Origin of the sequence: Streptomyces sp. CA-243310 (assembly GCF_050936775.1) — a bacterium.
Classification (GTDB): Bacteria; Actinomycetota; Actinomycetes; order Streptomycetales; family Streptomycetaceae; genus Streptomyces.
In genome coordinates this window covers 2,793,742-2,817,990 of sequence record NZ_JBNJMF010000002.1, presented here as the reverse complement: position 1 = coordinate 2,817,990, position 24,249 = coordinate 2,793,742, and the positions used below count along the sequence as shown (strand labels likewise).

Below are 24,249 nucleotides of genomic sequence, written 5' to 3'. Positions count from 1 at the left end.
CCGAAGCCGTGACCGGAATCGAACCGGCGTAACTCGCTTTGCAGGCGAGTCCCTCAACCACTCGGGCACACGGCTGTGTGGTGGTGACGAGTACGACCGTACGAGGCGCCCCGCGGCGGTGGAAGGGGTGCGCGGGGGCCGCAATGTGACTGCCATGTCCCGTTCACAGTCCGGGGAGTCGTCGTCACGGCGTAGCGCCCGCATCGGGGGCGACGTGCGGGTGACCGCTGTCGGGCGGGGCCGGGCGCGAACAGCCCCTTGAGCGACCCCGCACCGCGACGTGTCGCGTCAGCCGGCCCTATTCGAACGTCCGCACGCGATCGGAGATCGCTTCGGCCCCCGTCCCCCGCCCCCGCCCCCTCTGGCCCCGAAGCGCTGGACAGGCGGTGCTTCGACGACTCGACCTAGGCCCGGAGGCGGAGTCGGGGATCGGTCGAATTGACAGGGACGAAGCAGAGGTATGGACCTTACGCTGGTGCGATGAGCGCATTGGAACCCCGTGTCCCCGAGACCGCCGCACCGGTCCCGTCCGAGCCCTCGGAGTCTCCGGGTGGGATCCTCGGGGCCGCGTACCGGACGCTCAGCATCGGCATCATCTCCGTCGTGTTCCTCATCGCCTTCGAGGCGACCGCCGTCGGTACGGCCATGCCGGTCGCCGCGCGGGAGCTGAACGGGATCGGTCTCTACGCCTTCGCCTTCTCCTCCTACTTCACGACGAGCCTGTTCGGCATGGTGCTGTCCGGGCAGTGGGCCGACCGGCAGGGGCCGCTGCGCCCCCTCGCCCTCGGGATCGGGGCGTTCGCCGGCGGGCTGGTGCTGTCGGGGACGGCCGCCGGGATGTGGGTGTTCCTGCTCGGGCGGGCGGTGCAGGGCTTCGGTGGCGGGCTGGTGATCGTCGCCCTGTACGTGGTCGTCAGCCGGGCCTACGACGAGCGGCTGCGCCCCGCGATCATGGCCGCCTTCGCCGCGAGCTGGGTGGTTCCCTCGATCGTGGGCCCGCTGGCCGCCGGCACGGTGACCGAGCACCTCGGATGGCGCTGGGTGTTCCTCGCGATTCCCGCGCTGGTCGTCGTACCGCTGGTCGTGGCGATACCGGCGATCCGCCGGACCGCGTCCGGGCCCGTGAGCGGCGGGGAGCCGGTGGCTTTCGACCGGCGGCGGATCCGGCTCGCCCTCGGGATCTCGGCGGGTGCGGGGCTGCTCCAGTACGCCGCCCAGGACCTGCGGTGGCTTTCGGTCGTACCGGCCGTCGCGGGTGCGGCGCTGCTGGTTCCGGCGGCGCGGGGGCTGCTGCCGCGCGGAACGTACCTGGCCCGGCGCGGGCTGCCGTCGGTGGTGCTGCTGCGGGGGGTGGCGGCGGGTTCGTTCATCGCGGCCGAGAGTTTCGTGCCGCTGATGCTGGTCACGCAGCGGGGGCTGAGCCCGACGCTGGCCGGGTTCTCGCTGGCGCTCGGCGGTCTCACCTGGGCGGGCGGTTCCTGGATCCAGTCGAAGGGTCGGATGGCGCCGTACCGGGAGCGACTGATGGTCGCCGGGATGGTGCTGGTGACGTTCGCCATCGCGGCCGCCCCGACGGTGTTGTTGACGTGGGTGCCGGTGTGGACGCTGGCGGTGGCCTGGGCGGTCGGATGCCTCGGGATGGGGCTGGTGATCGGCTCGACGAGCGTGCTGTTGCTGGAGCTGTCGGCGCCGCGGGAGGCCGGGGCGAACTCCGCCGCGCTGCAGATCTCCGACGCGCTGGCCAACGTGGTGCTGCTGGCGGCCGGCGGGGCGGCGTTCGCCGCGCTGGGCGGGGGAACGGTGGGGGCCGCGCACGCGGTGACCTCCGGTGGGTCGTCCTCGCATCCGGGGGCGTTCGTGGTGGTCTTCCTGCCGATGGCGTGCGTGGCGCTGGTGGGGGCGTGGGTGGCGACCCGACTGCACGCCGCCCCGGCCCCGGCGGCTGCGCCGGCGGCGGCGGGGCGTAAATGACGGGGACGTGCGGGAACGGCGCGGATACGCTCCGGGAGTGAACGAGCCGAACGAGCCGAACGAGCCGAACGGCCGCCGTGACGAGGACGGCCGCCGTGACGAGGACGGGCCGAGCGAGCTGCTGCTCCGGCTCTCCGACGTCGAGCGCGCGGAGCTGGACGACCTCGCCGACGCCACCGGGAACGCCCCCGAGGCGCTCGCGCGGGAAGCCGTACGGCAACTCCTCGCGCGGGAGCGGACCCGCGTCGGGGACGAGGCCCGGCGGCTGGCCTCACGGCACGCCGCGCTGCTGAAGCGGCTCGGCGAATGAGCGCGAACCGGAGCGGGGACGCCCCGGCCGACCGGATCTCGCACCACGGCCCCGACCACGGCCCGGACCACGGCCCGGACCACGGCCCGGACCAGAGCCCGCACCAGGACCCGGACCAAGGCCCCCAGCAAGGCCCGGACGTGCGTCATCTGACCCTCGCCGAGGTGCTCGACCTCGCCCGCCTGGCGTGCCCCGTCGAGCTGCGTGCGCCCGCGCTGCTGGAGTCGGCGGTGCACCGGCCGAGGGCCCGGATGTTCGGCACCCCGGCGTACTCGGACCGGTACGAGCAGGCCGCCGCGCTGCTGCACGGGATCGCCTCGAACCATCCCCTGGTGGACGGCAACAAGCGCACCGCCTGGCTGTCGGCCGCGACCTTCCTGGCCCTGAACGGCGTGGATCTCGCGGGAGTTGACCAGGACGTGGCGTACGCGTTGGTGATCGACGTGGCCTCCGGGAACGAGGGCGACGTCGGGCGCATCGCGGAGCGGCTGAGACGGATGTGATGCTCGCCGCACCCGCCGAGGTCACGGGCCTGTCCCTCCGCGAGGGGCGGGCCCGTGCCGGTAGGGTGGCCCGGTTGTCCTACGTACGACTGCTTCCCGCCCGTACCAGATACACCGAGAGCACGAACCGGAGACCGTGACTACTACCGCCTCCCACCACCTCTCACCCGCCTTCCCCGGCCGCGCGCCGTGGGGTACCGCCAGCAAGCTGCGCGCCTGGCAAGAGGGTGCGCTGAACCGGTACCTGGAGACCCAGCCGCGCGATTTCCTCGCGGTCGCGACCCCCGGCGCCGGCAAGACGACCTTCGCGCTGACCCTCGCGTCCTGGCTGCTGCACCACCACGTGGTGCAGCAGGTGACCGTGGTCGCGCCGACCGAACACCTGAAGAAGCAGTGGGCCGAGGCCGCCGCCCGGATAGGCATCCGGCTGGACCCCGAGTACTCGGCCGGCCCGCTGAGCAAGGACTACCACGGCATCGCCGTGACGTACGCGGGCGTCGGCGTCAAGCCGATGCTGCACCGCAACCGGTGCGAACAGCGCAAGACCCTGGTGATCCTCGACGAGATCCACCACGCCGGCGACTCGAAGTCCTGGGGCGAGGCCTGCCTGGAGGCCTTCGACCCGGCGACCCGGCGGCTCACGCTGACCGGTACGCCCTTCCGGTCCGACACCAACCCGATCCCCTTCGTGACGTACGAGGAGGGGAACGACGGGATCCGCCGATCGTCCGCCGACTACACGTACGGCTACGGGAACGCGCTCGGCGACGGCGTCGTCCGCCCCGTGATCTTCCTGTCCTACAGCGGCAACATGCGCTGGCGCACCAAGGCCGGCGACGAGATCGCCGCCCGGCTCGGCGAGCCGATGACCAAGGACGCCATCTCGCAGGCCTGGCGCACGGCCCTCGACGCGCGCGGCGACTGGATGCCGAACGTCCTGCGCGCCGCCGATCAGCGGCTGACCGAGGTCCGCAAGGGCATTCCGGACGCGGGCGGTCTGGTCATCGCCTCCGACCAGGACTCGGCGCGCTCCTACGCGAAGTTGATCAGGGAGATCACCGGCACGAAGGCGACCGTCGTCCTGTCCGACGACACGGGCGCGTCGAAGCGGATCGACGACTTCAGCGCGAACGACGACCGCTGGATGGTCGCGGTCCGCATGGTGTCCGAGGGCGTCGACGTTCCGCGCCTCGCGGTGGGCGTTTATGCCACCACCATTTCGACTCCTTTGTTCTTTGCGCAGGCAGTCGGGCGATTTGTACGTTCGCGCAGGCGCGGCGAGACCGCGTCCGTGTTTCTTCCGACCATTCCGTATCTCCTCGGTTTCGCCAACGAGATGGAAGTCGAGCGGGACCACGTCCTCGACAAGCCGAAGAAGCAGGGCGAGGAAGACCCGTACGCCGAGTCCGAGAAGGAAATGGACGAGGCGAACAAACTGGAGGACGAGGACACCGGCGACGAGGAGCAGATGTCCTTCGAGGCGCTGGAGTCCGACGCCGTCTTCGACCGGGTGCTGTACGACGGCGCCGAGTTCGGGATGCAGGCGCATCCCGGCAGCGAGGAGGAGCAGGACTACCTGGGCATCCCCGGGTTGCTGGAGCCGGACCAGGTGCAGATGCTGCTCCAGAAGCGGCAGTCGCGGCAGATCGCCCACAGCCGGCGCAAGCCGGACTCCGAGGCGGACCTGCTGGAGCTGCCGGCGGACCGCCGCCCCGTGGTTTCGCACAAGGAGCTGCTGGAACTGCGCAAGTCGCTGAACACGATGGTGGGCGCGTACGTCCACCAGAGCGGCAAGCCGCACGGGGTGATCCACACGGAGCTGCGTCGGGTGTGCGGTGGCCCGCCGAGCGCGGAGGCGACGGCGGGTCAGCTGCGGGAGCGCATCAAGAAGGTCCAGGAGTGGGCCACCCGGATGCGGTGACGCAGTCGCCCGCGCGAGGGTACGAGGACGGGGTCCGCGAGGGTACGAGGACGGGGTCCGTGCGTCGATGCGCACGGACCCCGTCGTCGTTTCGGCGGAACCGGAGCTGTCCGTTCGAAATGCGAATGCGCGCCGGGGAAGATGCGGGGAAGATGCCGGGGAAGATTACGAATTGACACACCCGCTCGAACAAATGGGTACAAGCGGGCAGTAGGCGCCCGGATTCTGGACGAGCCCTTCCGCTCAGCGAACCTGCTGGATACTGTCCCCGCATCGAACGCCCCGTGGCAGCGCCGCCGCGGGAGCGCAGCCGGTGCCATGGCCGCTACCGGCGGCCTCTCCGTGCGTCGCCGAGGGACCGGCAGCGCTTCACCCCGTGAGAGTCACCGCCGCCCACCTAAAGAGGGAGAGGCGTCGTGACTGCGGAAACCTCCCAGACTCTCGACCGAGGGCTCCGGGTCCTCAAGCTGCTCGCCGACACCGACCACGGTCTGACCGTCACGGAGCTGTCCAACCGCCTCGGTGTGAACCGCACCGTGGTCTACCGCCTGCTCGCCACGCTCGAACAGCACGCCCTGGTCCGCCGGGACCTCGGCGGCCGGGCGCGGGTCGGACTCGGCGTGCTGCGCCTCGGTCGTCAGGTACACCCCCTCGTGCGCGAGGCGGCCCTGCCCGCACTGCGGTCCCTCGCCGAGGACATAGGGGCCACCGCGCACCTGACCCTCGTGGACGGCAGCGAGGCGCTCGCCGTCGCCGTCGTCGAGCCGACCTGGACCGACTACCACGTCGCCTACCGGGCCGGTTTCCGTCACCCGCTGGACCGCGGGGCGGCCGGCCGGGCCATCCTGGCCGCCCGTCAGGGCACGCTCATCGAACCCGGGTACACGCTGACCCACGGCGAACTCGAAGCGGGCGCCAGCGGCGCTGCCGCGCCCCTGGTCGGCATCACCGGCCTGGAGGGCAGCGTCGGGGTCGTCATGCTGGCCGACGCCGTGCCCGAGCGGGTCGGCCCGCGCGTGGTGGACGCCGCCCGCGAGGTCGCCGACGCCCTGCGCTGATCCGACCGAACGCCCGCGACCCCGTACGGGGTCTCGCGCATCCCCGGCAGGGGGAGGGCGGGCTCTCCCGTGCGTGCCGGCGTGCCGGGTCACGCGGGAGGGCGCGACCGGGCCCGATAGATTGGCCGGGTGCTCTCACGCCTCACACGTCTGCCGCGTCCCGCCGCCCTGGCGCTCTGCGCCCTGCCCCTGGTCGGGTTGCTGGCCGTGGCGGCCCTCGCGCCGCTGCCCTTCGTGATCGCCCAGCCCGGGCTCACGGCCGACGTGCTCGGCTCCCGTGACGGCAAGCCCGTCATCGCCGTCACGGGCGCGCCCACCCGGGACACCGAGGGGCAGCTCCGGATGACCACGATCCAGGCCACCGGCCCCTCCACGACGGTGCGCCTGCCCGAGCTGGTCGACCACTGGTTCGACACCACGCGGGCGGTCATGCCCAAGGACGCGGTGTATCCCTCGGGCGGGAGCGACGAGGAGATCGAAGAGCACAATCTGGAGGAAATGACCAAGTCGCAGTCGACGGCCTCCGCCGCCGCGCTCGGCTATCTCCACAAGGATCCGAAGGACGTGAAGGTCACGCTCAACCTCGCCGACGTCGGCGGCCCGAGCGCGGGTCTCCTGTTCTCCCTCGGCATCATCGACAAGCTCGACGGCGACGGGAGCGGCGGCGATCTCACCGGCGGCCGGAACATCGCCGGCACGGGCACCATCAGCCCGAGCGGCGCGGTGGGCGCGGTGGGCGGGGTGGCGTTGAAGACGCAGGCCGCCAAGCGGGACGGGGCGAGCGTGTTCCTCGTGCCGAAGGCGGAGTGTTCCGACGCCCTGTCCGAACTCCCCGAGGGGCTTCGGCTGATCCCCGTCACCTCGCTGACGGATGCGGTGAGCTCCCTTCGGGCGCTGAACAAGGGGCAGCCGGTTCCGTCCTGCTGACGCCCTGCGCGGGCACGGCCAGGTCGATCGCGTCGGTCGTCCCGGTCGCGTCCGTCGCCCCGGTCCTCCCGACCCGGTCCGGCCGGTCGTTGAGGCCGCCCCAGGCGGGGAACACCAACGGGCCGAGCGTGGCGAGCAGATAGACCCCGGCGAAGGCCAGCAGGGCCGGACCGGCCCCGAACCCGTCGACGAGCAGGCCCGCCGCGAGGCCGCCCAGCGGCATCGTCAACTCGCAGCCCGCCGTGGTCACCCCGGACACCCGGCTGCGCAGCGCGTCCGGGACCCTCTCCATCATCACCGTGGTCAGGATCGGGTTCAGCATGCCCGCGCCCAGCCCCGCGAGGGCCATCGTCACCGCGAGCGGCAGCGGGGTGTCGGTGAAGGCGGCCACGGCGAACCGGGGCGCCCCGCACAGCAGGAAGGCCACCGCGAAGACCGTCCGAGGCCGGTACCGCTCGCCCCACGCCACGTAGAGCAGGGCGCCCAGCAGTGCGAAACCGCCGAACACGGACACCATCAGGCCGAGGGCGGTGGGCCCGCCCAGCGCATCGCGGCCGTGTACGGGCAGCAGTACCGAGGACCAGCCCTGGTCCAGGCCGTTGGTCACCATCACCATCAGGGTGATGCCCGTCAGCAGCCGTGAACGGGTCAGGAAGGCCCACCCCTCGGCGAGTTCGGCCCGGTAGGCCGCGAACGACACCTTCTCGGTGGTGCGTTGTGGATCGGCGGCGGGCACCCCGCGCAGGAAGGCGGCCACGAGCAGCGCCGACACGGCGAAGCTGGCCGCGTCCAGGAGCAGTACGGTCTCGGCCCCGAAGGCGGTGACGAGCAGGCCGGCCACCGCGGCCCCGACCATCCGGGCGCCGCGCGAGACGGCGTCGTACAGGCCGGCCACCTTGCCGACGGTGGTTCCGGCGTGCTCGGCGAGGTGGGGGATCAGGACGTAGCGCGCGGTCAGCCCGGGGGTGTGGACGAGGCCGCCGATCGCCATGAGGGCGCACAGCGTCCAGAACTCCAGCAGCCCCGCGTGGTGCAGCAGCGGGATCACGCCGATCGACAGTGCGCAGATCAGGTCGGAGGCCGCCGAGATGCGGCGGCGCCCGATGCGGTCGATGACCGGGCCGCCGACGAGCGCGGCGACGATGACGGGCAGGGTGGCGCAGAAGGCGACGATCCCGGCCCGGCCGGCGCTGCCCGTGCTCTGCAGGACGAACCACGGGACGGCGATGAGGGTGAGGGAACTTCCGGCCATGGAGATGGTGTTGGCGGCCAGTACGGCCACGAAGGGGCGGCGGCTCACGAGGCGCCGCGCACCACGCGGGAGTGGACGTGGGCGGGCTGCATGAGCCGGATGCCGGCGGCGACCAGGGCCTCCCCGAGCCGATTGCGCAGTGCGGGCAGTGCGGGCAGTGCGGGCAGTACGGGCTCGGGGGCGACCGGGGCGGCGTGGCGCGCGAGGTGCCAGGCGGCGGCCTCGGCCGCCAGTTCGGCGGTGCGGCCGGCGTGGAGCGCGGTGTGCAGTGCGGTGTGGGCGAAGGCGTGCATGGCAGGACTCCTTCTGCGGGTCCTCGCGGGCGGCGAGGAGGCGGCGGCTACTCGGTGTGGTGGGGGAAGGCGTGCGTGTGGAAACGGACCGTCTCCGTGCCCTCCGCCGGCGGCAGATCGCGGTAGCTGTTGATCAGGTCGTGAAGCTTGTGGATGAGTTCGAGGGACTGCCCGGCCGTCAGCCGCAGCGTGAAGTCGCTGAGGTCCGAGCCCGCGCGCCAGTCCTGGGGCCAGCTCGACGCCTCGTTCATCCAGGTGGCGAGTTCCTGCGCGTGCATCTTCGCGATCTCGGACAGGAAGACGTCCGCGGCGACCCGCGTCTCCGGGTCGCCGGAGTGGATCAGCGACTCGTCGAAGCCCGTGCCGTCGTGGGAGGCCCGCCACCACCGCTCGCGGCCCTTGCCGTGCTCGGGCGCGTCCTCGACGAACCCGTACGCGGCGAGTTGCCGCAGGTGGTAGCTGGTGGCTCCGCTGGACTCGCCCAGGCGTTCGGCGAGTCGGGAGGCCGTGGCCGGGCCGTGCAGGCGCAGGGCGCCCAACAGGCGGATGCGCAGCGGGTGGGCGAGGCCGCGCAGGGAGTGCGCGTCGAGCATGCGGACCTGCGGCTCGACCGGCTCGACGGGTTCGACGGGTTCGATGGGCTCCGGGTTCAGGGCGTTCTTCTCGGGCATGGCTCCACGATAGAGTTGCAAAGACTCTTATGCAAGGGTTTCTTTGCAACTCTCTCTTTGGAACTCGCGCCCGGGAGCCGGCCTCCCGTCGCCGCCGGCTTCAGCCCTCCTTGATGAACCCCTCCCTCGCCAGCCAGTCCTTCGCCACCGCGTGCGGATCCTGGCCCTCCACGTCCACCTTGGCGTTCAACTCCCGCGCCACCTCGGTCGTCAGGCGCTGCGTCACCGGCGCCAACAGGTTCGCGATCACCGGGTGCTCGGCGAACGTCTTGGCGTTGATCGCCGGCGCCGCGTTGTAGTTGGGGAAGAAGCGCTTGTCGTCCTCCATGATGTCCAGGTCCATGGCCTTGATCCGGCCGTCCGTGGTGAACGCCTCGCCCAGCAGGCAGGAATCGGACTTGGAGACCTGGGTGTAGATGATCCCGGCGTCCATCTTCTGAATGTTGCCGGGGGGGATCCGCATCCCGTACGCCTTCGCCATGCCGGGGAGTCCGTCCTCGCGCGAGGCGAACTCGTTCTCCACGCACAGGGTCACCGCCGACGGGTCCTTGCGGGCCAGCGCCGCCACGTCCGACATCGTCCGCAGCTTGTACTTCGCGTTGTTCTTCTTGCTGATGGCCAGGGTGTAGGTGTTGTTGAGCGTGGCCGGCGGCAGCCACACCACCCCGTTGCGCAGGTCCGCCCTGCGCACCGCGTCCCACTGGCCGCGCGGGTCGTCGATGGGCTCGGTGTTCCCCAGGTAGGTGATCCAGGCCGTGCCCGTGTACTCGTACATGGCGTCCGCGTCGCCCTGGCGGACGGCCTCGCGCGCGCTGATCGAGCCGGGCAGGTTGGTGCGGTCCAACACCTCCGCACCTGCCGCCTTGAAGACGAGGCCGAGGATCTGCCCGAGGATGATGTTCTCGCTGAAGTTCTTCGAGGTCACCGTGAGGGAGGCGCCCGCCAGGGGCTCGCCCCGACCGACCGAGCCGGGCTGGACGTCGTCCACCATCGGGGACCCGCTCTTGAGCCCGCAGCCGGCCAGCGCCAGCAGGGCGGCTCCCGCGAGCGCCGCGGTTCGTACGCGGAAGGTACGCATCTACGCCTCCAGGCCGTGCGGCGTCAGGACCGTCTCCACGAGGGAGGCCAGCCAGTCCACGAACAGCGCCAGGACCACCGTCAGCACCGATCCCACGATCAGCACCGGCATGCGCTGTGTCTGGATCCCGGAGGTGATCAGGTCGCCCAGGCCCCCGCCGCCGCCGAAGGTCGCCAGCGTCGCGGTGCCGACGTTGAGCACGAGGGCGGTCCGCACGCCGGCCAGGATCAGCGGGACGGCCAGCGGCAGTTCCACCTTGCGCAGGGTGCCCGTCGACGACATGCCGATCCCGTGCGCGGCCTCCACCAGCAGCGGGTCGATGGCCCGGAGCCCGGCCACGGTGTTCGACAGCACCGGCAGGACGGCGTACGCGACCATCCCGATGATCGCGGTCGACGGCCCGATGCCCAGCCAGATCACCAGCAGGGCCAGCAGGCCGATGGCGGGGGTGGCCTGGCCGATGTTGGCGAGGCCGGTCACGAACGGCGAGGCGCGGCGCAGTCCGCCGCGGGTGAGGGCGATGCCGAGGGGGATCGCGATGATGAGCACCCAGAAGGTGGAGATGGCCGTGAGCTGGATGTGCTGCCACAGCCGGAGCCGGACGTTGCCGCCGCCGAGCGAGTTCCGCTCGATGGCGTCGAGCGGGATGTTGGTGATCCACAGGTACAGGGCCAGGACCACCAGGGCCAGGACGACGGGCGGAACCACCAGTCGGCGCCAACCGATCCGGCGGAGCGGACCCGGCGGCGGGGGCGTGGGGGGCCGGTCGAGGTCGTCCGCGAGTTCGTCGCGGAACGGGAGGCCCTTGACCTCGTGCTCGCCGGGGGGCCGTTCGCCCGGGGGCCGCTGCGGGGAGGCGGTGGTCATGAGGTGCCCGCACCGCCCTCCAGCTCCTGCTCCGTCCGGTGGTGGCGCAGGTCCTCCAGATCGTGCGCGTGCTCGGCTGCGGCGAGCCGGTCGGCCTCCAGCATCTCGTGCACCGAGTTCATGAGGGTCTCCATGTCCACGACCCCGATGTACTCGCCGCGCCGCCCGGTGACCGCGACCCGCCCGCCGCTGTCCGTGAGGACCGCCTCCAGGGCGTCGTGCAGGGTCGCGTCCCGGGTTACGGTGTCGTGGACCAACTGCCCGGCCCGTGCCAGCGACCCCTTGGCGCGCATCAGGTCGCCGCGCCGCAGCCACTTGTACGGGCGACCGCCCCGGTCGAGCATCAGCAGTTCGTTGTGCCGGCCGCCGCGCAGCGTACTGAAGATCAGCTGGAGCGGGTCGTCGACCGACACCGTGGGGAAGTCGGCGATCCCCACGTCCCGCACGCGGGTGAGGTTGAGCCGTTTGAGGGCCGCGCCCGCGCCGACGAAACCGGAGACGAAGTCGTCGGTCGGGTTGGTGAGGATGGCTTCCGGGGTGTCGAACTGGGCGATGTGCGACCGCTCGCGCAGGACCGCGATCCGGTCCCCGAGCTTGATGGCCTCGTCGAAGTCGTGGGTGACGAACACGATCGTCTTGTGCAGCTCGTGCTGGAGCCGGATCAGCTCGTCCTGGAGGTGGTCCCGGGTGATCGGGTCGACGGCGCCGAAGGGCTCGTCCATGAGCAGCACCGGCGGGTCCGCGGCCAGCGCCCGGGCGACGCCCACGCGCTGTTGCTGGCCGCCGGAGAGCTGGCGGGGGTAGCGGCCGTGGAACTCGCGGGGGTCCAGGCCCACCAGGTCGAGCATCTCCTCGACCCGGTCCTTGACCTTCGACGTGGACCAGCCGGTCATCTTCGGCACCAGGGCGATGTTCTCCGCGACCGTCATGTGCGGGAAGAGGCCGGAGGACTGGATCGCGTACCCGATCTTGCGGCGCAGCTTGACCGGGTCCATGTCGGTGACGTCCTCGTCGCCGATCCGGATCCGGCCGGAGGAGGGCTCGATCAACCGGTTGATCATCTTGAGGGTGGTGGACTTCCCGCAGCCGGAGGGGCCGACGAAGACGACCGTCTCGCCCGCCTTGATGTCCATCGACACGTCGTCCACGGCCGGAGTGGGGTTGCCCGGGTAGCGCTTGGTGAGGTTCTCCAGCCGAATGGTCGCGCCGGAGGTCGCTGCCTTCGGGCTCGGGGTCGGCTCGGACGTCGGCTCAGACACGGATGCCCCTCGGGATGGTGAGACGGCCGAGCAGGACGTAGGCGGCGTCGAAGAGGAGGGCCAGGATGACGATGCCGATCGTCCCGGCCAGGACCTGGTTGAGGGCGTTGGCGCTGCCGAGCGAGGCGATCCCGCGGAAGATCTCGTTGCCGAGGCCGGGACCGGAGGCGTACGCGGCGATGGCGGCGATGCCCATCAGCATCTGGGTGGACACCCGGATGCCGGTCAGGATCGGCGGCCAGGCCAGCGGCAGCTCCACCCTCAGCAGCCGGGCGGACCGGGACATCCCGATGCCCGTGGCCGCGTCGACCAGCGTCGGGTCGACCCCGCGCAGGCCCACGATCGAGTTCCGGACGATGGGCAGCAGCCCGTACAGGGTCAGGGAGATCACCGCGGGTGCCACGCCGAGGCCCACGATCGGGATCAGCAGACCGATCATGGCCAGCGAGGGGACCGTCAGGATCGTGGCGGTGGAGGTGATGGCGAGACTGCCGCCCCAGCCGCTGCGGTAGGTGAGCACGCCGATGGCGATGCCCAGGGCCGTCGCGATCACCATGCACTGGAAGACGAGGCTGACCTGCTGGAAGGCGTCGACGAGGAGTTGCTGCCGTCGGCTGGACAGGTAACTCCAGAAGCTCACGTCGCCTCACCTCGCCCGTCTGTCCGGGGATCAGTCGTCGCCGGCTGCCTGCTCGACCAGCGGGATGATCCGCAAAGGCACGGGGTTCTCCATGACGATCGCCGTGGAGGCCCGCACGATCCCATCGAACGCGACGACCCGGTCGATCACCCGTTGAAGGTCCGCGTTGGAGCGGGCCACGAGCCGGCACAGCATGTCCCCGTGACCGGTGGTGGTGTGCAGCTCCAGCACCTCCGGAACGCCGGTCAAGTGGGCGCGCACGTCGGCCCCTTGGCCCTGTTTGATCTCCAGCGTGGCGAACGCGGTGACCGGGTAGCCGAGGGCCGTCGGATCGACCTGCGGACCGAACCCGCGGATCACTCCATTCGACTGAAGCCGGTCCAGCCGCGCCTGCGCCGTGCCGCGCGCGACCCCCAGCCGGCGCGAGGCCTCCAGCACCCCGATCCGCGGTTCGCGGGCGAGCAGGACGATGAGACGCCCGTCGAGTTCGTCGATCCCCATGGCTGCCTCCAGGTCGGCCGGCGGGTGGTCATACTGCACAGATCTTTCAGCCATCCTCCGGCCGGATCGAGCATTCTGTACAGAGAAAATCGAAACTATTGCGCAGCTTGTGGATCGGCGGGACTCTGCGCTCATGACTGAGTCTCTGGCGAACCTCGAAACCGAAACCACCCCGCACACCGCACGTGAGGCCGACCCCTTCCCGGTGAAGGGCATGGACGCGATCGTCTTCGCCGTGGGCAACGCCAAGCAGGCCGCGCACTACTACTCCACCGCGTTCGGCATGAAGCTCGTGGCGTACTCCGGACCGGAGAACGGCACCCGCGAGACCGCCTCCTACGTGCTCACCAACGGTGGCGCGCGCTTCGTGCTGACCTCGGTCATCAAGGCGAGCACCGACCACGGCCGCTTCCTCGCCGAACACGTCGCCGACCACGGCGACGGCGTGATCGACCTCGCGATCGAGGTCCCGGACGCGCGCGCCGCGTACGCCTACGCCGTCGAGCACGGCGCCCGCGGCCTGGACGAGCCGTACGAGGTCAAGGACGAGCACGGCACCGTCGTCCTCGCCGCCATCGCGACCTACGGCCAGACCCGCCACACGCTGGTGGAGCGCAAGGACTACACCGGCCCCTACCTGCCGGGCTACGAGGCCGCCGCGCCGCTCGTCGCCCCGCCGGCCAAGCGGACCTTCCAGGCCGTCGACCACTGCGTGGGCAACGTCGAGCTGGGCCGGATGAACGAGTGGGTGGCGTTCTACAACAAGGTCATGGGCTTCACGAACATGAAGGAGTTCGTGGGCGACGACATCGCGACCGAGTACTCGGCCCTGATGTCGAAGGTGGTCGCTGACGGCACCCTCAAGGTGAAGTTCCCGATCAACGAGCCCGCCATCGCGAAGAAGAAGTCGCAGATCGACGAGTACCTGGAGTTCTACGGCGGCGCGGGCGTCCAGCACATCGCGCTCGCCTCGAACGACATCGTGGCGACCGTCCGCACCATGCGCGCCGCGGGCGTCGCGTTCCTCGACACCCCGGACTCGTACTACGACACCCTCGGCGACTGGGCCGGCGAGACCCGGGTGCCCGTCGAGACCCTGCGCGAGCTGAAGATCCTCGTCGACCGCGACGAGGACGGCTACCTGCTCCAGATCTTCACCAAGCCGGTCCAGGACAAGCCGACCGTCTTCTTCGAGATCATCGAGCGGCACGGCTCGATGGGCTTCGGCAAGGGCAACTTCAAGGCCCTCTTCGAGGCGATCGAGCGCGAGCAGGAGAAGCGCGGCAACCTGTAGGACGTCCGGAACGCGAACCGCCGGCCCGCGAGGGCGGGCCGGCGGTCTCCGTCCTCCGCGTTCGTCAGTCCTGCTCCGGCCTCGGTTCCTGCTCCTGCTCCGCGGCGGGGGAGTCCGGCCGGGCGGCTTCCGGTGTCCGCTCCGGCTGCGCCTGCTCGGCCTTCGCCTGCGAGGCCTTCGGGGCGGGCGTCGCCTCCGGCTTCGTCTCGGGCTTCGGCTTCGCCGGCTGCGACTTCGGTTTCGCGGGCGCGGGCTTCGGCTTGTTCGGCTTCGGCAGCTCCGGCTCCACCCACGGGGTGCGCGGCTGGAGGTTCTCCGGGCCGCCCTGCGGCGGCTGCCCCACCGACTCCAGCGCCTCCTTCGCCAGCGGCGAGCGCACCGGGGAGAACCGCGGATTGGTCCGCATCGCCTCCTGGAGGTGCCGCCGCGCGGCCGCCTCGTCGCCCAGACCCCGCTCGATCACGGCCCGGTGGTAGGCGAACTCCGCGTTCCGCAGACCCGGTTCCGTCGCCTTCTTCGCGTACTCCAGGGCCGCGGTGTCATCGCCCGCCTTGTGCAGGGCCCACCCCAGTGCGTCGGCCACCTGCATGCTCTTGTTCGACGACCACTCCTGCGACAGGCGCCGCACCGCCGCCGACGGGTCGCCGTGGTCGGCCTCGTACAGACCCAGCACCACCGACTCGTCGACGCCGTGCGTCCCGCCCCGCTTCGTCATCGTGCCCAGCGCGTCGTACAGCACCCGCGCCTCGTCGGCCCGCCCCAGCGACTCCAACAGCTCGCCCAGCTCCAACGCCAGCTGCGGCACCGGCGTGCGGCCCAGCGCCAGCCGGTAGTCCCGCACCGCCTCGCCGCCCCGGCCCAGCGCCGCCAGCGCCCGCCCCCGGCCACCGAGCGCCTCCGCCCGCGCCGGGTCCGTCCGTAGCGCCGCCTCGTACTGGCCCAGTGCCTCCGCCGCGTCGCCCCGCTCCCACAGCAGCTCCCCGAGCCGGAACAGCACGTACGCCTTCTCCGCCGGGGTCTTCGCCGCACCACCCGCGTGCTCCAACGCCACCACCGCGTCCTCGCGCCAACCGCGGTCCCGGTACACCTGGGAGGCCCGCAGGTTCGAGGCCAGCCCCGAGTGGAGCTCCTCCAGCCGCTCCAGCGCCTTCTGCGCGGCCTTGTAGTCGCCCAGGCCCGTGTACGCGTCCACGAGCACCGGGTACGCCGTCCACCGCCGCGGCGCCTGCGCCCGCACCAGCTCGCCCCACTTCTTGCCGGTCCCGAAGTCCCGGCGCGCGTTGGCGAGCGAGCCCATGCCCGTCATGGCGTCGAAGTTGCCCTGCTCGGCGGGCCGCAGTTCCAGCGACCGCTTGAGTGCCTTCTCCGACCTCGGGTACCAGGCCGTGTCGGCCGTGCGCCGACCCTGCTCCAGGTACGCGGACCCCAGGACGGCCCAGGAGGCCACGTCGTCCGGATGCCTGGTGACCTGCTTCTCCCGGTCCGCGACCAGCGCCGTCAGGTCCACCGCCGCCGCCGGGGTGCCCAGGCCGACCGCGGACGCGGCCCGCTCGCTGGGCCCCGGGGGGCGGGCGTCGTCACCGGTCCGGGCCGGTCGGATCAGCAGGGCCCCGGCGATCAGGACCACGGCGACCGCGGCCGCCACGAGTGTCTTGCGGCCGGTGAAGGTCACGGGCGGCGCGGGCTGCTGCGCTTCCTCGTCGATACGGTCCATGTGCTCACTGTGCGTCAATATGAAGAGTTCGCGGAGGTGTCCGAAGAGGGTCGCGGCCGTGTTCACACCGATGGCCCCGGGTGCCACGCTGGCCTCATGGACGAAGACCTCTCCACCCGACTCCGTACCCGCCTCCTCGAAGGCCTCCCCCCGGAAGCGCTCCTCACCGACCCCCAGGTCACCGCCTCCTACAGCACGGACATGGCGAGCTTCTGCGCCGCCGGCACCCCGGCCGCCGTCGTCCTGCCCCGGACCGTGGAACAGGTGCGGCACGTCCTGCGCACCGCCACCGAACTACGGGTCCCCGTGGTGCCCCAGGGCGCCCGCACGGGCCTGTCCGGGGCCGCCAACGCCTCCGAGGGCTGCATCGTGCTCTCCCTGGTCAAGATGGACCGGATCCTGGAGATCTCCACCGTCGACCGGATCGCCGTGGTCGAGCCGGGCGTCGTCAACGCCGTCCTGTCCCGCGCCGTCGCCGAACACGGGCTGTACTACCCGCCCGACCCCTCCAGCTGGGAACAGTGCACCATCGGGGGCAACATCGGCACCGCCTCCGGCGGCCTGTGCTGCGTCAAGTACGGGGTCACCGCCGAGTACGTGCTGGGCCTCGACGTGGTGCTGGCCGACGGGCGACTGCTGCGCACGGGCCGGCGCACCGCCAAGGGCGTCGCCGGCTACGACCTCACCCGACTCTTCGTCGGCTCCGAGGGCAGCCTCGGCGTCGTGGTCCAGGCCGTCCTCGCGCTGCGCCCCGCGCCGCCCCGGCAGCTCGCGCTCGCCGCCGAGTTCCCCTCGGCCGCCGCGGCGTGCGCGGCCGTCTGCGCCGTCATGGAGGCCGGGCTGACGCCCTCGCTGCTGGAACTCATGGACCGCACGACCGTCCGCGCCGTCAACGCCCTCGGCAGGATGGGCCTGCCCGAGACCACCGAGGCACTGCTGCTGGCCGCCTTCGACACCCCGCACGCCGTCGAGGACCTCGCCGCGGTGGGGAAGCTGTGCACCGCCGCCGGGGCGACCGCCGTCGTGCCCGCGGAGGACGAGGCGGAGTCGGAACTGCTCCTCCAGGCCCGCCGCATGTCGTTGACCGCCCTGGAGACCCTGCGGCCCGCCACGATGATCGACGACGTGTGCGTGCCCCGCTCGCGGCTCGCCGAGATGCTGGACGGCACGGCCGAGATCGCCCGGTCGCACGATCTGCTGATCGGGGTCTGCGCGCACGCGGGCGACGGCAACACCCACCCGGTGGTCTGCTTCGACCCCGCCGACGAGGACGAGGCCGGGCGGGCCCGCGCGTCCTTCGACGCGATCATGGCCCTCGGTCTGGAACTGGGCGGGACGATCACCGGGGAGCACGGGGTCGGCGTCCTGAAGAAGGAGTGGCTCGCCCGGGAGCTCGGGCCGGTGGGCCTGGAGGTCCAGCGCGGGATCAAGCAGGCCTTCGACCCGCTGGGCCTGCTCAACCCCGGCAAGCTCTTCTGACCCGTCCGCCGGCCGGTCCGGGCATTGGCGCGGTCCGACGGGGGCGGGCCGGGCGTCACAGGTCCCCGTCCGTCGACTCGTCCGAGGGCCACGGGTCGCGCAGCCACAGGTCGTCGGCGGGCGTGGGGGTGAGCAGCTCGGCCAGTGCCGCGTCCAGGCCGAGCCGCTCCGCCTCGCAGCCGGGCGGCACCTCGCGCAGGGTCCGCTCCAGCCAGGCGGAGACCGCGCCCGCCGGCGCCTCCAGCAGCGCGTCCCCGTCGGGGGAACTCAGCGCCATGCACAACACGGCCTTGTTGTCGATCTTCGTGGGCCAGATCCGGACGTCTCCGTGCCCGCTCGGACGGAACACCCCCTCGACGAGCAGCTCCCGCGCGAAGGTCCAGTTGACCGGGGTGTGCGAGCCGGTGTGGAAGACGACGTGCACGGCGAACGGGTCGTCCGTCAGGTAGAGAAGCCTGGCGGGGACGGGGATGCTGCGCTCCGGGGACAGGACCAGCTTCAGTTCCAACTCGCGCTCGATGACGGGGTGGTGCATGGCGGCCTCACTTCGGTGCGGTTCGACGCTTTCGGTGTGCAGGGCCGGGAGGTACCCCACACCCGCAGAGAGGCGCCGGGGGCCCGGCCATGACGCGACTTCCGGGATCACGTCGCAGATTGGCCGAAACATGACGCCTGACCGAAAACGTTCGGGAGGAGTGACGTTCGCTCGAAGGCTTGGATTCTCCCGTTACCGGACCTGTCGGGCCGGGGTTCTTGGCTATGGTCCTGCCCTGCACAAGCCTCAAGCCACGATCGGAGTTGGGGACATTGACGGCCTCCCCTGGTGACGGCGAGCACGCGGCCCGAGAGGGCTACTACCCGGATCCGTCCATCCCCGGGTTCGTCCGGTACTGGAACGGCTCCTCCTGGGTGCCCGGCACGAGCCGTCCCGCCCCCGCCCGTCCCGCCCCCGCGGCCGAGACGGGTCCCGTGTTCCTGGACCAGACCTCCGTGACCGAGGCGCTGCCCGAACCGCCCCACCCCCGGCCCCGCCCCGAACCGCTGCCCGAACAGGCGTCGCCACCGGTGGCCGACGCGGCCGGGTGGCAGGCCGATCCCGCGCACCAGGCCGGCTTCGGAGGCCCGCGCGACGTCCGGGTGTCCTGGGGCAACCGCGAGGAGGACCCGCACGAGTACGGGCCCGCGGCGGCGTCGGCCCGGCCGTCCGCCGTCGCCGCGGCCGAGCGGTTGCCCGCCCAGGCGTCCGCGGAGGGAGTGGGCATCCTGTCGGCCCGGTCGCCGGCGGCGGCCCGGGTCGCGCCGGCCCCTCCGCCCGCGATCGAGCCCGAGCCCGCGCCCGAGCCCGCGCCCGAGCCGCAGCCCGTGCCCGCGCCCGTGCCCGCTCCGGCCGCCGTCCGGCCGGCCGTCCCCGAGACCGCATGGCCCGCCGCCCCCGGGGGCGGGGGACCCGGTTCGGGGCTCACCTCGTCCTGGCCCGAGGCCACCCCGGACGCCGCGGCCCCCCGTCCGCCCGAGGCGGGGATCGCGGCGGCCCGGCGGTCCCGGGTGACCCCGAGGCCCTCCTCGGCCCCCGAAACCCCCGTCAGGGGCGCCGGCGAGGCCACACGGGTCGCACCCCCGGCCGCCCGGGACGCGGCGAGCCCGGCACCCGCCGTCACCTCGACGCCCGCACCCGCCCCGGCGCCCGCACCCGCACCCGCCTCGACGCCGGCCCCGACGCCCGCCCCGACCCCGGCCCCGACGCCCGCCCCGTCCCCGACGCCCGCCCCTGCCCCCGCCCCGGCCGCCCCGCGCGGCACGGACCGGGCGGTCTTCGAGCGGATGGCGCAACGAGCCGTACGCCCGTCCGGGTTGGGGCGCCGGCTGCTGGCCCGCGTCCTGGACTCGCTGGTGTACGCCGGAGTCGCGGCGGGCGCCGCCGTGCCGTTCGTGCCGGCCGTCACGGCCCACGTCGAGGCCAAGGTGCAGGCGGCGCGTGAGACCGGCCGCGCCACCACCGTCTGGCTGCTCGACGGCACCGTCGGCGGGTACCTGGCCCTCGTCCTGGCCGCCGTCCTGCTCTTCGGGGTCTTCTACGAGGCGCTGCCCACCGCCCGCTGGGGCCGGACCCCCGGCAAGAAGCTGTGCGGGGTCCGGGTGCTGGCCGTCGCCACCCTGCGCCCGCCCACCGTCGGCGCGGCCCTGCGCCGCTGGCTGGTGTGCGCGCTCCTCGGGCTCCCGGGCGGCCTGCGGTGTCTGGGCGACCGTCCCCGCAGACAGGCCTGGCACGACAAGGCGGCGAAGACGTACGTGGCCCGATAGACGCTGCCGTCGAGTCTCGCCCGGCCCTCGGCGCAGCGTCGACGGCAGGACCTCGGACGGCTCCTCCACGTCCCCGACCGGCGCCCGCGCGGGGCCGGTACCCCGAACGGACGCCGTCCCGTTGCGGGGCCGCCGCGCCCGGGTTCGACTCGGGCCATGAGCACCGACCAGCCGCCGCCGGGCCCGCCGCCCGAGGACGACCCGTTCCTCAAGAAGCCGCAGGAACCGACGCCTCCGTCGGGCGGGTCACCGTACGGATCGCCGCCGCCGCCCTCCGGTGGCGGGTACCCGCCACCCTCCGGACCGGGCGGCCCCGGCGCCGGCGGGGGCCCGCCCCCGCAGCCCCCGTACGGAGGCGGCCCCGGCGGTGGCGGCTACCCGCCCCCACCGCCCCCCTACGGAGGTGGTCCCGGAGGCGGCGACCCGTACGGCATGCCGGATCCGCTCGCCGGGATGCCCCCGCTCGCCGACTTCGGCAAGCGGCTCGGCGCCCGTGTCATCGACCTGCTCATCGTCACGGTCCCGCTGTTCCTGATCCAACTGCCCTTCGGGAACCGCCGCTACATGGTCGACACGGACAAGGGCGAGGACGTCACCGAGGTCATCACCAAGTCCTACGGCGGCAGCGGTCTGATCTGGACGCTCATCGCGATCATCGCGTACGTCGGCTACGACTGGTGGTTCACCAAGAAGAACGGCCAGACCATCGGCAAGAAGACGCTGGGCCTGCGCGTCGCCATGCTCAACGACGGCTCCGTGCCCGCCTCCAACGCGTCCCTGTCCCGCGCGGCGGTGCTCTGGATCCCGACGCTGGTCTGCTGCTTCTGCCTCTGGCCGATCGCCCTCGTCATCTCGATGCTCGTCGACAAGCCGTACAAGCAGGCCCTGCACGACAAGGTGGCCAAGACCGTGGTGGTCCGCTCGGGCTGAGACGCCCGGGACCGCGAGGTCCCGCCACGTACACCGCCGCGCGGGCGGTCGTCCCTCCGGGGAACGGCCGCCCGCGCGGCCGTGTCCGCCCGGGCCCGGGCGCCGAAGTGGCCGCCGGGCGAGTCTTCGACGACGGAGCCCGACGACAGGGCCTAGTGGTGCACGGGGTGTTCGGCAGCGGCCGCCCGGGGCTCAGGCACCCGGGCGGCCGCAGTCTCGTCCGCGGTGACCGCGGAGGCGTCCCCGGGCCGGCCGGCGGCGTGCCGGCCGCGGCGGCGGGGGATCGGCACGGTGAGGGCCACGAGCAGACCGAGGCCGAGGGCGGCGGCGGAGATGACCGCGACGCCGATGCCCGTGCTCGTCTGCGAGAGCAGCAGCATGGCGATCGTCGACACGACGACGGTGGCGGAACCGTAGGCGAGTTGTGCGGCAGTCGGACGCGGCATGGCGATTTCCGTCCTCAAGGGGGGAGGGGGAGTCGGCTCAACTCGGTCGCGCGTCAAGAGACTCTACGAGGGTGGATGCCCGAGGGGAACTGTCGGTAAGCGTCGCCTCACGCGGACGGGGTCCCGTACCGGTGCACGGGGGGCGCACGGGGTCATTCCGCGTTCATCCTCAAGGGCGCCCCAAGGGGGCGAAGCGCGCCCTTCGCCCCTCTATGGCCGGGGAACGTCCGAATAGCGGAACTCCCTGACCGCATAGTGCAGTTGTAAGGAACAAGTCAAGGTCTGTCTTTTCTTGAGACTCTCCGGTCAAATGTCGTCACTTGAGACGCGCGCCGCGCGGAACCCCCCGCTCCTATGGAGACGTTCCGACCTACGTTGCGGCCGCGGGAGGGGAACGACATCAAGTGACCAGCAACTCCGCCAGAAGGTTCGCGCTGCGTACCGTCGCCATCGCCGTGACGATGGGGGCCACCGCGGCCACCGGCGCCTTCTTCACCGCCGCCCAGGCGGTCGACAAGCGGGACGCCCCCGCCGTCGACCGTCAGGACCCGTCCGCTCCCGCCAAGGAGCAGGTCAAGCACGACCTCGAAGGACCGTTCAGCAAGCAGCAGGCGCAGGCGCGCGAGGCAGCCCTCGACCAGGTGCTGTCCGGCAAGAAGAACGTCGAGCAGCGCGGCGCCTCCAAGGTCGTCAAGCTGGACGACAAGAAGTACGTCGAGCTGGGCCGCGAGAAGACCGACAAGATCTTCACGATCCTCGTCGAGTTCGGCGACCAGGTCGACAGCACGACCATGTTCGACCCGGACGGCCCGGGCGGCCCCAAGCCGCCCGCGCCCAAGTACGGCGGCACCCCCGGTCCGCTGCACAACCAGATCGCCCAGCCCGACCGCAAGCTGGACAACAGCACGGCCTGGCAGAAGGACTACAGCCAGAAGCACTTCCAGGACCTGTACTTCGGTACCGGTTCCGGCAAGAACTCGCTGAAGACCTACTACGAGAAGACCTCCTCGGGCCGTTACTCGGTCGACGGTCAGGTCGCCGACTGGGTCAAGATCCCGTACAACGAGGCCCGTTACGGCTCGAACTACTGCGGTCAGACCAACTGCGCCAACGTCTGGGACACCGTCAAGGACGGCGTGACCGCCTGGGCCGACGCGCAGAAGAAGGCCGGCAAGACCGACGCCCAGATCAAGGCCCAGCTGGCGCAGTACGACCAGTGGGACCGCAACGACTTCGACGGCGACGGCAACTTCAACGAGCCCGACGGCTACATCGACCACTTCCAGATCGTCCACGCGGGCGAGGACGAGTCGGCCGGCGGCGGCGTGCAGGGCACCAACGCCCTGTGGGCGCACCGCTGGTACGCCTACGGTACGGACGCCGGCAAGACCGGTCCGGCGAACAACAAGGCCGGCGGTACCCAGATCGGCAGCACCGGCATCTGGGTCGGCGACTACACGATGCAGCCCGAGAACGGCGGCCTCGGCGTCTTCGCGCACGAGTACGGCCACGACCTGGGTCTGCCGGACCTCTACGACACCTCCGGTGGCGGCGAGAACGGCGTCGGCTTCTGGTCCCTGATGTCGGCGGGCTCCTGGCTCGGCGCGGGCAAGGAGTCCATAGGCGACCTCCCGGGCGACATGACCGCCTGGGACAAGCTCCAGCTGGGCTGGCTGAACTACGACGAGGCGAAGGCCGCGACGAAGTCCACCCACAAGCTGGGCGTCTCCGCGTACAACACCAAGGACAAGCAGGCGCTGGTCGTCGAGCTGCCGAAGAAGAAGGTCAAGACCGAGATCGTCGCTCCCGCCGAGGGTTCCTCGCAGTGGTGGAGCAACATGGGTGACGACCTCAAGAACACCCTGACCCGCTCGGTCGACCTGACCGGCAAGAAGTCCGCGGCCCTCTCCCTCAAGGGCTGGTGGGACATCGAGGCGGAGTACGACTTCCTGTACACCGAGGTGTCCACGGACGGCGGCGCCAACTGGACCGCCCTCGCCGGCACCGCCAACGGCACGGCCATCCCGGTCGACGCCGGCGGCAACCCCTCGCTGACCGGTGCCTCGGGTGCCTGGCAGAACCTGAACTACCCGCTGGACGCCTACGCGGGCAAGAAGGTCGACGTCCGCTTCCGCTACCAGACGGACGGCGGCGCGGGCGGCAAGGGCTTCACCGCCGACGCCGTCAACATCACCGCGGACGGCGCCACGCTGTTCACCGACGGCGCCGAGAACGGCGACAACGGCTGGACCGGCAAGGGCTTCTCGCGGGTCGGCGCCGACTTCACCAAGGAGTACGCGCAGTACTACCTGGCGGAGAACCGTCGCTACGTGTCCTCGGACGCCACGCTGAAGGTCGGTCCGTACAACTTCGGTTCGGCCGCCCGTCCCAAGTGGGTCGAGCACTACCCGTACCAGGACGGCCTGCTCATCTGGCAGTGGGACACCTCGCAGAAGGACAACAACACCAGCCAGCACCCGGGCCAGGGTCTGATCCTTCCGATCGACGCCAACGCCAAGCCCATGAAGTGGGCCGACGGCACGCTGCTGCGGAACAAGATCCAGCCGTACGACGCGCCGTTCAGCGCCTACTCGACGGACGCGTTCACGCTGCACAAGGCGGACCAGGAGCTCTTCATCAAGCCGAAGGCCGCCAACATGGTCTTCGACGACCACAAGGGCAAGTACTACTACGACGAGAACCCGACCGGTTCGGTGAAGGTCACTGACACCAACACCAAGATCAAGATCGCCAAGGAGACCTACGACGGTCTCCAGATGACGATCGAGGTCGGCCCCGCCGCCAAGTAGTTCGGTAAAGCCGCAGGTCAAAAC

The 24,249-nt window shown here is 71.7% G+C and carries 21 protein-coding genes and 1 tRNA gene; 11 read left to right on the top strand and 11 right to left on the bottom strand.

Annotated features, from left to right (window positions below):
* Positions 1–3: 3 nt before the first annotated feature.
* Positions 4–75, bottom strand: a tRNA-Cys gene (locus tag ACQEVM_RS30340).
* A 405-nt stretch (positions 76–480) separates the two neighbouring features.
* On the opposite strand from ACQEVM_RS30340, the gene ACQEVM_RS30335 reads away from it, so the two are divergent.
* The 6 genes from ACQEVM_RS30335 (at position 481) to ACQEVM_RS30310 (ending at position 6,690) form a co-directional block, all read left to right on the top strand.
* Complete coding sequence (locus tag ACQEVM_RS30335; RefSeq protein WP_433084246.1) at positions 481–1,971, top strand: MFS transporter; 1,491 nt, start codon at positions 481–483, stop codon at positions 1,969–1,971.
* Between the two features lie 37 nt (positions 1,972–2,008).
* Positions 2,009–2,281 carry a hypothetical protein gene (locus tag ACQEVM_RS30330; RefSeq protein ID WP_433084244.1) on the top strand — a complete coding sequence of 91 codons (273 nt, stop codon included), beginning with the start codon at positions 2,009–2,011 and terminating at the stop codon, positions 2,279–2,281.
* Positions 2,282–2,421: 140 nt separating this feature from the next.
* A complete protein-coding gene (locus ACQEVM_RS30325) occupies positions 2,422–2,784 on the top strand; it encodes a type II toxin-antitoxin system death-on-curing family toxin (protein WP_433085479.1) in 363 nt (120 codons plus the stop codon).
* Between the two features lie 136 nt (positions 2,785–2,920).
* The gene (locus ACQEVM_RS30320; protein WP_433084242.1) at positions 2,921–4,705 is read left to right on the top strand and encodes a DEAD/DEAH box helicase; all 1,785 of its coding nucleotides are present in this window, start codon (positions 2,921–2,923) and stop codon (positions 4,703–4,705) included.
* Between the two features lie 416 nt (positions 4,706–5,121).
* A complete protein-coding gene (locus ACQEVM_RS30315; RefSeq protein ID WP_053684560.1) occupies positions 5,122–5,763 on the top strand; it encodes an IclR family transcriptional regulator in 642 nt (213 codons plus the stop codon).
* Positions 5,764–5,892: 129 nt separating this feature from the next.
* The gene (locus ACQEVM_RS30310) at positions 5,893–6,690 is read left to right on the top strand and encodes a S16 family serine protease (RefSeq protein WP_433084239.1); all 798 of its coding nucleotides are present in this window, start codon (positions 5,893–5,895) and stop codon (positions 6,688–6,690) included.
* Here the strand turns inward: ACQEVM_RS30310 and ACQEVM_RS30305 are convergent.
* The 7 genes from ACQEVM_RS30305 to ACQEVM_RS30275 form a co-directional block, all read right to left on the bottom strand.
* On the bottom strand, positions 6,620–8,155 hold the full coding sequence (locus tag ACQEVM_RS30305; RefSeq protein WP_433085477.1) for an MFS transporter: 1,536 nt from the start codon (positions 8,153–8,155) through the stop codon (positions 6,620–6,622). The genes ACQEVM_RS30310 and ACQEVM_RS30305 overlap by 71 nt on opposite strands.
* A gap of 127 nt (positions 8,156–8,282) precedes the next feature.
* Positions 8,283–8,906 (bottom strand): ArsR/SmtB family transcription factor, encoded by a 624-nt coding sequence (locus tag ACQEVM_RS30300; RefSeq protein WP_433084237.1) that lies wholly within the window; start codon positions 8,904–8,906, stop codon positions 8,283–8,285.
* Positions 8,907–9,006: 100 nt separating this feature from the next.
* On the bottom strand, positions 9,007–9,984 hold the full coding sequence (locus ACQEVM_RS30295; protein WP_433084235.1) for a glycine betaine ABC transporter substrate-binding protein: 978 nt from the start codon (positions 9,982–9,984) through the stop codon (positions 9,007–9,009).
* Entirely contained in the window at positions 9,985–10,851 is an 867-nt protein-coding gene (locus ACQEVM_RS30290) for an ABC transporter permease (protein ID WP_433084233.1), read from the bottom strand.
* Entirely contained in the window at positions 10,848–12,110 is a 1,263-nt protein-coding gene (locus tag ACQEVM_RS30285; protein WP_433084231.1) for a betaine/proline/choline family ABC transporter ATP-binding protein, read from the bottom strand. Before ACQEVM_RS30285 ends, ACQEVM_RS30290 begins: the two co-directional genes overlap by 4 nt.
* Positions 12,103–12,750, bottom strand: coding sequence for an ABC transporter permease (locus ACQEVM_RS30280; RefSeq protein WP_053684543.1), 648 nt, complete (start codon positions 12,748–12,750; stop codon positions 12,103–12,105). Before ACQEVM_RS30280 ends, ACQEVM_RS30285 begins: the two co-directional genes overlap by 8 nt.
* A 30-nt stretch (positions 12,751–12,780) precedes the next feature.
* Complete coding sequence (locus ACQEVM_RS30275) at positions 12,781–13,251, bottom strand: Lrp/AsnC family transcriptional regulator (RefSeq protein WP_433085475.1); 471 nt, start codon at positions 13,249–13,251, stop codon at positions 12,781–12,783.
* A 133-nt stretch (positions 13,252–13,384) separates the two neighbouring features.
* On the opposite strand from ACQEVM_RS30275, the gene hppD reads away from it, so the two are divergent.
* Positions 13,385–14,545: a 4-hydroxyphenylpyruvate dioxygenase gene (gene hppD / locus ACQEVM_RS30270; RefSeq protein ID WP_433084229.1), complete on the top strand. Its 1,161-nt coding sequence runs from the start codon at positions 13,385–13,387 to the stop codon at positions 14,543–14,545.
* 64 nt (positions 14,546–14,609) lie between these two features.
* On the opposite strand, the gene ACQEVM_RS30265 is transcribed toward hppD, so the two are convergent.
* Positions 14,610–16,259 carry a tetratricopeptide repeat protein gene (locus ACQEVM_RS30265; protein WP_433084227.1) on the bottom strand — a complete coding sequence of 550 codons (1,650 nt, stop codon included), beginning with the start codon at positions 16,257–16,259 and terminating at the stop codon, positions 14,610–14,612.
* A 96-nt stretch (positions 16,260–16,355) separates the two neighbouring features.
* Here ACQEVM_RS30265 and ACQEVM_RS30260 point away from each other — a divergent pair, with 96 nt between their 5' ends.
* The gene (locus ACQEVM_RS30260; protein ID WP_433084225.1) at positions 16,356–17,738 is read left to right on the top strand and encodes an FAD-binding oxidoreductase; all 1,383 of its coding nucleotides are present in this window, start codon (positions 16,356–16,358) and stop codon (positions 17,736–17,738) included.
* 55 nt (positions 17,739–17,793) lie between these two features.
* On the opposite strand, the gene ACQEVM_RS30255 is transcribed toward ACQEVM_RS30260, so the two are convergent.
* Positions 17,794–18,273, bottom strand: coding sequence for an SsgA family sporulation/cell division regulator (locus ACQEVM_RS30255; protein WP_433084223.1), 480 nt, complete (start codon positions 18,271–18,273; stop codon positions 17,794–17,796).
* A gap of 272 nt (positions 18,274–18,545) precedes the next feature.
* Here ACQEVM_RS30255 and ACQEVM_RS30250 point away from each other — a divergent pair, with 272 nt between their 5' ends.
* Positions 18,546–20,039, top strand: coding sequence for an RDD family protein (locus ACQEVM_RS30250; protein WP_433084221.1), 1,494 nt, complete (start codon positions 18,546–18,548; stop codon positions 20,037–20,039).
* A 156-nt stretch (positions 20,040–20,195) separates the two neighbouring features.
* A complete protein-coding gene (locus ACQEVM_RS30245) occupies positions 20,196–20,969 on the top strand; it encodes an RDD family protein (protein ID WP_433084219.1) in 774 nt (257 codons plus the stop codon).
* Between the two features lie 152 nt (positions 20,970–21,121).
* Here the strand turns inward: ACQEVM_RS30245 and ACQEVM_RS30240 are convergent, their stop codons facing one another.
* The gene (locus tag ACQEVM_RS30240) at positions 21,122–21,415 is read right to left on the bottom strand and encodes a hypothetical protein (protein WP_433084217.1); all 294 of its coding nucleotides are present in this window, start codon (positions 21,413–21,415) and stop codon (positions 21,122–21,124) included.
* A gap of 461 nt (positions 21,416–21,876) precedes the next feature.
* On the opposite strand from ACQEVM_RS30240, the gene ACQEVM_RS30235 reads away from it, so the two are divergent.
* Positions 21,877–24,225: an immune inhibitor A domain-containing protein gene (locus ACQEVM_RS30235; RefSeq protein WP_433085473.1), complete on the top strand. Its 2,349-nt coding sequence runs from the start codon at positions 21,877–21,879 to the stop codon at positions 24,223–24,225.
* Positions 24,226–24,249 lie beyond the last annotated feature (24 nt).